Origin of the sequence: Streptomyces sp. NPDC000151 (genome assembly GCF_040301705.1) — a bacterium.
Taxonomy (GTDB): domain Bacteria; phylum Actinomycetota; class Actinomycetes; order Streptomycetales; family Streptomycetaceae; genus Streptomyces.
Map to the genome: position 1 here is coordinate 1 of NZ_JBEPFC010000207.1, position 9,953 is coordinate 9,953.

At 71.9% G+C, this 9,953-nt stretch carries 10 protein-coding genes and 1 pseudogene; 9 read left to right on the forward strand and 2 right to left on the reverse strand.

Annotated features, from left to right (window positions below):
* Nucleotides 1-59 precede the first annotated feature (59 nt).
* The 6 genes from ABT381_RS33230 (at nucleotide 60) to ABT381_RS33255 (ending at nucleotide 5,800) form a co-directional block, all read left to right on the forward strand.
* Nucleotides 60-191 (forward strand): hypothetical protein, encoded by a 132-nt coding sequence (locus tag ABT381_RS33230; protein WP_502965736.1) that lies wholly within the window; start codon nucleotides 60-62, stop codon nucleotides 189-191.
* Nucleotides 192-259: 68 nt separating this feature from the next.
* The gene (locus ABT381_RS33235; protein ID WP_351600977.1) at nucleotides 260-1,600 is read left to right on the forward strand and encodes an extracellular solute-binding protein; all 1,341 of its coding nucleotides are present in this window, start codon (nucleotides 260-262) and stop codon (nucleotides 1,598-1,600) included.
* 9 nt (nucleotides 1,601-1,609) lie between these two features.
* Nucleotides 1,610-2,563, forward strand: a complete 954-nt coding sequence (locus ABT381_RS33240) for a carbohydrate ABC transporter permease (RefSeq protein WP_351600955.1) — start codon at nucleotides 1,610-1,612, stop codon at nucleotides 2,561-2,563.
* 6 nt (nucleotides 2,564-2,569) lie between these two features.
* Nucleotides 2,570-3,406 carry a carbohydrate ABC transporter permease gene (locus tag ABT381_RS33245; RefSeq protein WP_351600958.1) on the forward strand — a complete coding sequence of 279 codons (837 nt, stop codon included), beginning with the start codon at nucleotides 2,570-2,572 and terminating at the stop codon, nucleotides 3,404-3,406.
* 7 nt (nucleotides 3,407-3,413) lie between these two features.
* Nucleotides 3,414-4,682: a 6-phospho-beta-glucosidase gene (locus ABT381_RS33250; protein ID WP_351600961.1), complete on the forward strand. Its 1,269-nt coding sequence runs from the start codon at nucleotides 3,414-3,416 to the stop codon at nucleotides 4,680-4,682.
* A 158-nt stretch (nucleotides 4,683-4,840) separates the two neighbouring features.
* A complete protein-coding gene (locus ABT381_RS33255) occupies nucleotides 4,841-5,800 on the forward strand; it encodes an N-acetylglucosamine kinase (protein WP_351600980.1) in 960 nt (319 codons plus the stop codon).
* 4 nt (nucleotides 5,801-5,804) lie between these two features.
* Here ABT381_RS33255 and ABT381_RS33260 read toward each other — a convergent pair whose 3' ends face one another.
* Complete coding sequence (locus ABT381_RS33260) at nucleotides 5,805-6,680, reverse strand: class I SAM-dependent methyltransferase (RefSeq protein WP_351600964.1); 876 nt, start codon at nucleotides 6,678-6,680, stop codon at nucleotides 5,805-5,807.
* Between the two features lie 48 nt (nucleotides 6,681-6,728).
* Here ABT381_RS33260 and ABT381_RS33265 point away from each other — a divergent pair, with 48 nt between their 5' ends.
* Nucleotides 6,729-7,295: a helix-turn-helix domain-containing protein gene (locus tag ABT381_RS33265; protein ID WP_351600967.1), complete on the forward strand. Its 567-nt coding sequence runs from the start codon at nucleotides 6,729-6,731 to the stop codon at nucleotides 7,293-7,295.
* Between the two features lie 28 nt (nucleotides 7,296-7,323).
* Here the strand turns inward: ABT381_RS33265 and ABT381_RS33270 are convergent, their stop codons facing one another.
* Complete coding sequence (locus ABT381_RS33270; RefSeq protein WP_351600970.1) at nucleotides 7,324-8,010, reverse strand: FadR/GntR family transcriptional regulator; 687 nt, start codon at nucleotides 8,008-8,010, stop codon at nucleotides 7,324-7,326.
* Nucleotides 8,011-8,303: 293 nt separating this feature from the next.
* On the opposite strand from ABT381_RS33270, the gene ABT381_RS33275 reads away from it, so the two are divergent.
* Together ABT381_RS33275 and ABT381_RS33280 are read left to right on the forward strand one after the other, a co-directional pair.
* Nucleotides 8,304-9,746: a GlnX family signal transduction membrane protein gene (locus ABT381_RS33275; protein ID WP_351600974.1), complete on the forward strand. Its 1,443-nt coding sequence runs from the start codon at nucleotides 8,304-8,306 to the stop codon at nucleotides 9,744-9,746.
* A 17-nt stretch (nucleotides 9,747-9,763) separates the two neighbouring features.
* Nucleotides 9,764-9,953: pseudogene (locus ABT381_RS33280) on the forward strand (sugar-binding protein); the annotation flags it as partial.

A 9,953-nucleotide genomic window follows, 5' to 3' on the forward strand; every position in this document is an offset into this window, starting at 1 on the left:
CGCGATCCGGTCGGCGATGTTACTCATGCGTCTGGTCCCTTCCGGGCTCGTTGCCGAGGGTGAGCTGGTCCAAGAAGTGCGCTGCCTCGTCGGCGCTGCGGATCAGCGACATCGAGGGCGATCCGATCCTGACGGGCGCCCTGCGGACCGCCCTCGTGCAGGCGCGGGACGCCGTCTTCGACACGGCCTGAGGGCCGGGCCTCGTCCGTACCGCGGCAACCGTCCGCCTCGAAAGGAGTCTTCTGTCATGCCTTCTGTCATGTCCCCGGCAAGACGCCTGCGCGCCGCCGTCGCCACGGCCGCCGCGCTCACCGCCCTCCTCGCCGCCTGCGCCAACCCCGGCGTCGGCAGCGACCGGGACGACCCGACGAAGCCGGTCACGCTGAAGTTCTGGCACGGCTGGTCGGCGCCGGGAGAGGTCAAGGCGATCGACGATTCGCTCGCCCGCTTCCAGCGGCTGCACCCCAACATCCATGTCGTGGCGACCGGGAACGTCTCGGACGAGACGACCAATCAGGCGCTGCGGGCCGGCGGCGGCGACGCCCCCGACGTGGTGTCCTCCTTCACGACCAACAATGTGGGGCAGTACTGCGATTCGGGGATGTGGACGGATCTCGACCCGTTCATGGAGCGCGGCCATCTCGACAAGAAGAAGGTGTTCCCGAAGACGTTGCTGGAGTACAGCAGTTATGCGGGGAAGCAGTGCGCGCTGCCGCTGCTCGCCGACGCGTACGGCATGTACTACAACAAGGACGCGTTCGCCGAGGCCGGGATCGCGCGACCACCGCGCACCATGTCGGAGCTGGCGCGGGACGCGGAGAAACTCACGAAGCGGAAGAAGGACGGCTCGTACGAGCGGGTGGGATTCCTGCCCAACTTCCGGATGTACCAGAACAGTCCGGACCGGCTGCTGACGCAGTGGGGGCCGACGTATTTCGACGGCGCGGGGCATTCCCGGCTGGCGGAGGAGAAGGCGCTGCCGGAGTTCTTCCGTACCACGGGGAAGCTGATGAAGGCGCAGGGCGGTTATGCCGCGCTGGAGAAGTTCCGTACGACGTTCGGTGACGAGATGTCCTCGCAGAACGCCTTTCTCACCGGGAAGCTGGCCATGCACATGGACGGCGAGTGGCGGGGGCTGATGCTGGACGAGGCGAAGGCCGGGTTCCGGTGGGGGACGGCGCCGCTGCCGGTGCCGGACGACCGGCCGGAGACGTACGGCCGCGGCTTCCTGACCGGGACGGTCGTGGGCATCGCGCACAGCAGCCGGCATCAGAACGCGGCGTGGGAACTGGTGAAGTTCCTGACCGCGGACACCGGTCAAGTGGTGCGGTTCGCCAATGCCATTCACAATGTCCCGTCGACGAAGGCCGCGCTGAAGTCGCCCGCGCTGGACGCGGACCGGTCGTTCCGCACCTTCCTCGATATCGCACGCAATCCGTACAGCACGGCGCTGCCGCCCTCCACGAACGGCGGCCAGTACGTCGTCTCGCTGCGGGACTTCGCCTACAAGGTGGAGGCGGGAGAAGTGCCGGACCTACGGGCCGGATTGCGTGAGCTCGATGCCCAGATAGACGCCGACACCCTCCAGTCCAAGAGCTGAGGACCCGCCATGGCTCTCTCCCACGCGCCCGCATTGCGGCGCAAGCACCGCCGTTCCCGGCTCCGTACGCTCGGTTTTCTCTCACCGTGGCTGGTCGGCTTCTCGGTCTTCTTCGCGTATCCGCTGCTCGCGACGGTCTATTTCTCGTTCATGCACTACAACCAGATCAAGGAGCCCACCTTTGTCGGGCTGCGGAACTGGACGTACGTGCTGACGCAGATGCCGCTCTTCGGACCCGCCCTGTGGAACACGCTGTGGCTGGTCGTCGTCATGGTCGCGCTGCGGGTGGTCTTCGGTCTCGGCATCGGGATGCTCGTCACGAAGATCAAGGCGGGGGTCGGGTTCTTCCGCACCGCCTTCTACGTGCCGTATCTGGCGCCGCCGGTCGCCGCGACCGTCGCCTTCGTCTTCCTCCTCAACCCGAGCAGCGGGCCCGTCAACGAGATCCTGTCGGCGGTCGGCATCGACTCGCCGCCGACCTGGTTCAACGATCCGACGTGGGCCAAGCCGTCGCTGGTGATGCTCTCCCTGTGGGGCATCGGTGACCTGATGGTCATCTTCATGGCCGCGCTGCTGGACGTGCCGAAGGAGCAGTACGAGGCGGCGGAGCTGGACGGGGCCGGCGCCTGGGCGCGGTTCCAGTACGTCACCTGGCCGTCGATCACCCCGATCGTGATGTTCGCGGTGGTGACCGGCGTCGTACAGACGATGCAGTACTACACGCAGGCCCTGGTCGCCGGGAAGCTCGCCTCGGGGGTCTCGATCGGGCCCGGCACGGTCATCCAGCCCGGCTATCCAGACCACGCCACGCTCACCGTGCCGCAGCTCGTCTACTCGCTCGGCTTCCAGAACTTCAACACCGGCGCCGCGTGCGTGCTCTCGCTCGTGCTCTTCGCGATCGCGATGGCCTTCACCACGTTGCTGATGCGCAAGCGCGCCGGCCTGCTCTCGGCGGAGGACTGATCCGCGATGCTCACGAGACGTAAACCCCTGCTGCACTGGATCGCGGTGCACGCCGTGGCCGTCGCCGCGGCCCTCTTCTTCCTCCTCCCCTTCATCTTCGTCTTCCTGACCTCGGTGATGGGCGACGGCCAGGCGATGAGCGGGGAGCTGTGGCCGCGGGAGTGGCACTGGTCCAACTACGTGCAGGTCTTCACCACGCCCGGCTTCCTGGACTGGTGGCGGAACTCGCTGATGTACGCGGTGCTGGGCACGGTGTTCACGGTGTGCTCGTCGGTCCCCGTAGCGTACGCGCTGGCCAAGTTCCGCTTCCGAGGGCGGCGGACGGCGATGCTGCTGGTGATCTCGACGATGATGCTGCCGCCGCAGGTCATCGTGGTCCCGATGTATCTGGTGTGGGCCCAGCAGTTCCATCTGTCCGGCTCGCTGTGGCCGCTGATCATCCCGATGGCGTTCGGGGACGCGTACTCCATCTTCCTGCTGCGGCAGTTCCTGCTGACGATCCCGAAGGAGTACCTGGAGTCGGCGCGGGTGGACGGCTGCGGGGAGCTGCGGACGCTGCTGCGGATCGTCGTGCCGATGGCGAAGCCCGGCATCGCGGCCGTCGCCCTCTTCCAGTTCTTCTACTGCTGGAACGACTATTTCGGGCCGCAGATCTACGCCGCGCAGAACCCGGGCGCCTGGACGCTGTCCTACGGCCTGGAGACGTTCAAGAGCGCGCACATGGTCGACTGGAACCTCACCATGGCGGCGACGCTGCTGGTCATGGCTCCGGTGATCGTCGTTTTCTTCTTCGCGCAGCGCGCCTTCGTCGAAGGCGTCACTCTCACAGGAGTCAAGGGATGAGGCACGGATGAAACTTGCAGTGGTCGGCGGGGGTTCGACCTACACCCCCGAACTCATCGACGGTTTCGCGCGGTTGCGTGACGTGCTGCCGGTGGACGAGCTGGTACTGGTCGATCCGGCGGCGGAGCGGCTGGAGCTGGTGGGCGGGCTGGCCCGGCGGATCTTCGCCAAGCAGGGCCACCCGGGCCGGATCACCTGGACGGACGATCTGGACGCCGGGGTGGACGGCGCGGACGCGGTACTGCTGCAGCTGCGCGTCGGCGGGCAGGCGGCCCGCGACCAGGACGAGACCTGGCCGCTGGAGTGCGGCTGCGTGGGCCAGGAGACGACGGGCGCGGGCGGGCTCGCCAAGGCGCTGCGCACGGTGCCGGTGGTCCTGGACATCGCGGAGCGGGTGCGCCGCCGCAACCCGCGCGCCTGGATCGTGGACTTCACCAACCCGGTCGGGATCGTGACGCGGGCGCTGCTCACCGCCGGGCACCGCGCCGTCGGGCTGTGCAACGTGGCGATCGGGTTCCAGCGGAAGTTCGCGCGGCTGCTGGACGTGGCGCCGCGGGACGTCCAGCTCGAACACGTCGGGCTGAACCATCTGACCTGGGAGCGGGCCGTGCGCGTCGGCGGCGAGGACGTGCTGCCGAAGCTGATCGCCGAGCACGGCGACGCCATCGCCGCCGACCTGCACATGCCGCGCACGCTGGTCGAGCGCCTCGGCGTGGTCCCCTCGTACTACCTGCGGTACTACTACCAGCACGACGAGGTCGTACGGGAGCTGCGCACCAAGCCGTCGCGCGCCGCCGAGGTCGCGGCGATGGAGAAGGAACTGCTGCGGATGTACGGCGATCCGGCGCTGGACGAGAAGCCGGAGCTGCTGGGCAAGCGGGGCGGCGCCTTCTACTCGGAGGCGGCCGTCGCGCTCACGTCCTCGCTGCTGCGGACGCGTCGTTCCGAGGAGGGGGGCGACGTGCAGGTGGTGAACGCGCTGAACAACGGGACGCTGCCGTTCCTGCCGGACGACGCGGTGATCGAGGTGCCGGCCACGGTGGATGCGCAGGGCGCGACGCCGGTGCCCGTACGCCCGCTGGAGCCGCTGTACGCCGGTTTGATCGCGAACGTCACGGCGTACGAGCACTTGGCGCTGGAGGCGGCCCTGAAGGGCGGCCGGGACCGGGTCTTCGAGGCACTGCTCGCGCACCCGCTCATCGGCCAGATCGACTACGCGGACCGGCTGGCCGACGAGCTGATCGCGCACAACCGGGAGCATCTGGCGTGGGCCTGAGCGGGAACGGGGGCGGGGACGGGAACTGGGGCGGGGACGGGAACGTGAGCGGGAACGGGGGCGGGGCGCGCGCCTACGGGGCGAATCGAACTACCTCGTCCCCCCAGCAGGGGGTTACCCAAGGGGAGCGGCGCGAGAACGTCTCGTACGGGGCGGCGCTGCTCGCCGTGGACGCGGGGAACAGCAAGACCGATGTGGCGGTGGTCGGCGCGGACGGGAGCGTGCTCGGTGCCGTACGCGGCGGCGGCTTCCGGCCGCCCGCGGACGGCGCCGAGCGGGCCGTGGCCGGGCTCGCGGAGCTCGTCGACGCGGCCCTGGCGCAAGCGGGCACCGGCCGGGTCGGGCACCTGTCCGCCTGCCTGGCCAACGCCGACCTGCCCGTGGAGGAGGAGCGGCTGACCGCCCTTCTGGCGGCGCGCGGCCGGTCGGACACGGTGACCGTCGCCAACGACACCTTCGCGCTGCTGCGGGCCGGGCTGCCGGACGGCGGCGGGCACACCGGCGTCGCGGTGGTCTGCGGTGCCGGCATCAACTGCTCGGGGCTCGGCCCCGACGGCCGTACCGCGCGCTTCCCCGCCATCGGGCGCATCTCCGGCGACTGGGGCGGCGGCGGGCACCTCGCCGAGGAGGCGCTGTGGTGGGCGGCGCGGGCCGAGGACGGGCGGGGCGCGCCCAGCGCCCTCGCGGACCGGCTGCCCGCGCACTTCGGGCTGTCCGCCATGCCGGAGCTGATCGAGGCGCTGCACTTGGGGGACATTCCGGCCGGCCGCCGCCACGAGCTGGTGCCGGTGCTGTTCGCGGTGGCCGCCGAGGGGGACGAGGTGGCGCGGGCGCTCGTGGCGCGCCAGGCCGAGGAGATCGTCCTCATGGCCACGGTCGCGCTGCGCCGTCTGGACCTGCTGGACGAGCCGGTGCCGGTGGTCCTGGGCGGCGGGGTACTGGCGGCGCGCCATCCGGTGCTGCACGAGGCGGTTCTCGCGCTGCTCGCCGAACGCGCCCCGAAGGCGGTACCGGAGGTGGTCACCGCTCCCCCGGTGCTCGGCGCCGCCCTGCTGGCCCTGGACACCACGGGCGCACCGGCCACCGCGTACGCCCGCCTGCGCGCCCATTACGCCTGACCCATTACGCCGGGCGCCGGGCGGCCCACACCCTCCGCTCGGTGCGGACGACGAGGTCGTCGCGGTGCAGCAGGCTGTGCGGTCCGTCGCTGTCCAGGAGGGTGTCGAGTACGGACAGGTCGTCGGCCGCGACCCGGCCGTCGAGCGCGGTACGCATGCGGCCCAGCACCCCCTGTGCGTACCGGCCGGTGGCCTCGGGCAGCGGGGAGGTCAGTTCGACGGTGAACGGCCGCTCGGCCGCGATGGCGAACCCGGCCCGGGACAGCAGCGGCCCCCAGTCGGCACCCAGGTGCGGCACCGTCTCGGCGTGCAGCCCGGCCAGCGCGGCGCGGCAGCGGGCCTCCAGCCCCGGGCGCCCGATGCCGAGGTCGTCGGGCAGGAAGCAGGGGTTTCCGGCCATCTCGATCACGGCCAGCAGCCCGCCCGGGGCCAGCGCCGTGTACGCCTCGCGCAGCGCGCGGTCGGGGTCGCTCATGTGGTGCAGCGCCGCCGACGCCCACACCAGGTCCACGCCGCCGAAGTCCGGCCAGGCCGCGTCCAGATCGGCCTCGACGGTGCGCACCCGGTCCGCCACGCCCAGCTCGCGGGCCTTGCCCTGAAGGTGGTGCAGGAGCCGCGGGGAGGCGTCGGCGGCGATCGCTTCGGCGCCCTCGAAGCGCCGGAGCAGCGCGAAGGTTCCGGTGCCGGCCCCGCTGCCCAGGTCGAGTACGCGGCGCACGGGCCGCTCCGCGGTCAGTTCCGCCAGCCACGCGGTCAGCTCGGTCAGGTGGGCGTGCAGGACGTCCGCTTCCAGGTCGAGCAACTCGGCGACGTAGGGCTCGTCGTGCGGCGCTCCGGGTCCGGAAGCGTGGTGCTGGTGCTGATGCGCGTGGGGTGTCATGCCCTCGACCCTACGAGCGCCTTGCCTCAGCGACATACCATATTGCTTATGACGCAAGAAGACGAAGACCTCGATGTCCTCGTGCGCAAGCGGATCCGGGGGCTGCGGGTCGCCATGGGCTGGTCGCTCGACGATCTGGCCGCGCGCTGCTACCTGAGCCCCTCCACCCTGAGCCGTATCGAGACGGGCCACCGGCGGATCGGCCTGGACCAGCTGACCGCGATCGCCCGGGCCCTGGGCGCCACGCTGGACCAGCTCGTGGAGACCGCCACCGACGACGTGATCATCAGGCCGCAGCACCACGCGGCACGCGGGCTCACCACCTGGATGCTGAAGCGGGACCCCGGCGTCACGGTCGCCAGGCTGCGCCTCACGGAGCCGGCCCCGACCGGCAGGGGTGCGCAGAAGGCCCACCCGGGGCAGGACTGGTTCACCGTCCTGTCCGGGACCGTCGTACTGCTGCTGGGGGACCGCCGGATCCTCGTCGAGGAAGGGCAGGCGGCCGAGTTCTCCACGATGATCCCGCACGCCTTCGGGGCGCAGGGCGGCCCGGCGGAGATCCTGGGGATCTTCGACCACGACGGACAGCGCACCCACCTGCGGTCGGCCGACTGAAAGCCGCCCAGTGGCCGCCCGGCGGCCGTCAGTCGTCCAGCGGCAGGGCCAGATCCCGTACGTGACCGGCGAGCAGCTTCACCGCGGCGTCCACCGCGGCCGCCCCGTCCCGCTCCCGGATCGCCTCGACGAGGAGGTGGTGCGGGTCGGTGGGCGCGGCCGTCGCGGTGTCCAGGCAGGCGGCGCGGCGCAGCTCCGCGCGGAGGGCGGTGCTCAGCGAGCGGTAGATGTCGGCCAGTACGGGATTGGCGCTCGCCTCGGCGACCAGGACGTGGAAGTCGGCGTCGGCGGCGGTGAACGCCTCGTCCTCGTGTGCCGCGAGCGCCGCCCGGCGCCGGGCCAGCGCCGCCTCTATGGCGGCGAGCTGGGCGTCCGTGCGGTGCCGCGCCGCCTGCCGTGCCGCGATCACGTCCAGGCCCTGCCGGACCTGCGTGACGTGGGTCAGCTCGGCGCGCTCCAGGCGGCGGCGGAGCGCCACGGCGCTGTCGTCGTCGGAGAGGACGAACGTGCCGTCGCCCTGCCGGGTCTCCAGCAGCCCGGAGTGCACGAGGGCGCGGATCGCCTCCCGTACGGAGGCCCGGCTCACCTGCAGCGTCTCGGACAGAGCGCTCTCGGGCGGAATGCGGCTGCCCACCGGCCAGACCCCCTTGAGGATCTGTTCCCGGATCTCGTCCGTCGCGGTCTCCACCAGCGACACCCTGCGTACTGTCCGCACCGCACCGCTCCATTTCCCAGGTCACCTGACGTCAGGCAACTGTAGCCAGCCCGGACGGCTCCCGGCTGCCCCTTGGGAGAAGCCGGGGAACCGAACACCGTACGAACGCGTGAAGAGAGGCGACGGGGGCGAAAGGTGCGGGGCCGGCCACGGGGCGCGAACGAGATCGCGATACGAACAAGATCCAGTCAATACCTGTGTGGTTGTCGGTCCCTGCGGCCATACTGCTGGCGGTGCACCCCTGCCCGCGGCGCGGGCCGCGGGGCACGGTCAGCGACCGAGGGGGAGGTTCCGTGTCATACCCGCCGACCGGCAGCGCGGCACCGCCCGCGCCCGCAGCGACCCCCGGACCGGGCGCGGCCGCAGCGGAACCGACCGCTCCCCCGCCGCCGTCCGGCGAGCGCGCCGTATGGGCCGAGGCGCTGCGGCGGCTGCGCGCCGCCATGCTCACCGAGCCGGGCCGGCTGCGCTTCATCGGTGCCGTACTGGCCGCGCTGGTCGTGCTGTTCGGCGCGCTGACCGCCTGGCAGGTGGCGGACCGGTCGGCCGCCGCCGACGACGTCCTGGGGAGCAGCCAGCCGCTGAGCCGGGACGCGGCCGACATCTACCGCTCGCTGGCGGACGCCGACACCACGGCGGCCGGCGGCTTCCTGGCCGGCGACCGGGAGAGCGCGGCCAGCCGCCGGCGCTACAAGGACGACATCTCGACCGCCGCCAAGCTGCTGGTCCGGGCCTCCGCCAACTCCCGGGGCTCGAAGGCGGCCCGGGACCGCATCGAGCGGCTGAACGACGGCCTGCCGCGGTACACGGGCCTGGTGGAGACGGCGCGGATGTACAACCGGCAGGGCCTGCCGGTGGGCGGCGCGTACCTCCAGTACGCCAACAACCAGATGCGCACCCAACTGCTGCCCGCCGCCCGGCAGCTCTACGACACCGAGACCGCCCGGCTCGACGCCGACTACGAGGACGCCACGGCCTGGCCCTGGGTCGCGGTGGCCGTCGGCGCGCTCGCGATCGGCGGGCTCGGCTGGGCGCAGCGCCGCAACTACCGGCGGACGAACCGGGTGTTCAACCACGGCCTGCTGATCGCCACCACCGCGTCCGTGGGCGTCCTGCTGTGGATGGTGGCGGGGCACGCCGTCGCCCGCGCGGGGCTCGACGACTCCATCGAGCACGGCGCGAAGTCCCTGCGGGTGCTCAACGAGGCGCGGATCGCGACACTGCAGGCGCGCGGCGACGAGAACCTCACGCTGGTGGCGCGCGGCGGCAAGGTCACCGCCGACCAGCAGGACTTCTACGAGGTCGAGTACGCCGCCGGCATGAAGGCGCTGGCGGGTGACGGGAAGGGTGCGGACGCCCGGGCGGGCGGCAAGCTGCGGGAGGCGCTGTCCCTGGCGGACGACGCGGCGGGCCGCGCGCCGGTGCAGGAGGCGCTGGCGAACGTACGGGAGTGGCGCTCGCGGCACGCCGAAGCGCGCGCGGAGAACGACCGGGGCGACTACGAGGGCGCGCTGGCGAAGGTGATCGGGAAGGACCGGCCCACGAAGGAGTCCTTCGACAAGGTGGACGCGGCGCTGAAGCAGGCGCTCCGGCACGAGCAGACCGAGTTCCACGACGCGGCGCGCGACGGCCGGCACGCGCTGGACGGGCTCGCCGTGGGGGCGGCCGTGCTGGCCGTGCTGGCGGCGGCCGGCGCGGTGCTGGGCATCGGCCGCAGGCTGTCGGAGTACCGGTGACGAGGGCGGGGATGAGCATGCGCGCGCGAATGGCGGACCTCGGGTCGGCGCTGGCTCCGGTGGCCGCCGGCATGGGTGTGATGGCCGCGGCCGCCGCGGTGCTGGTGCCGGTGCTCAGCAGCGGCCACGACGTGCCGCACGAACCGCCGCTCCCCTCTCCACGGAGCGCCGCGACGGGCGCTCCCGCCGCCTCCGGCTGCACGGAGG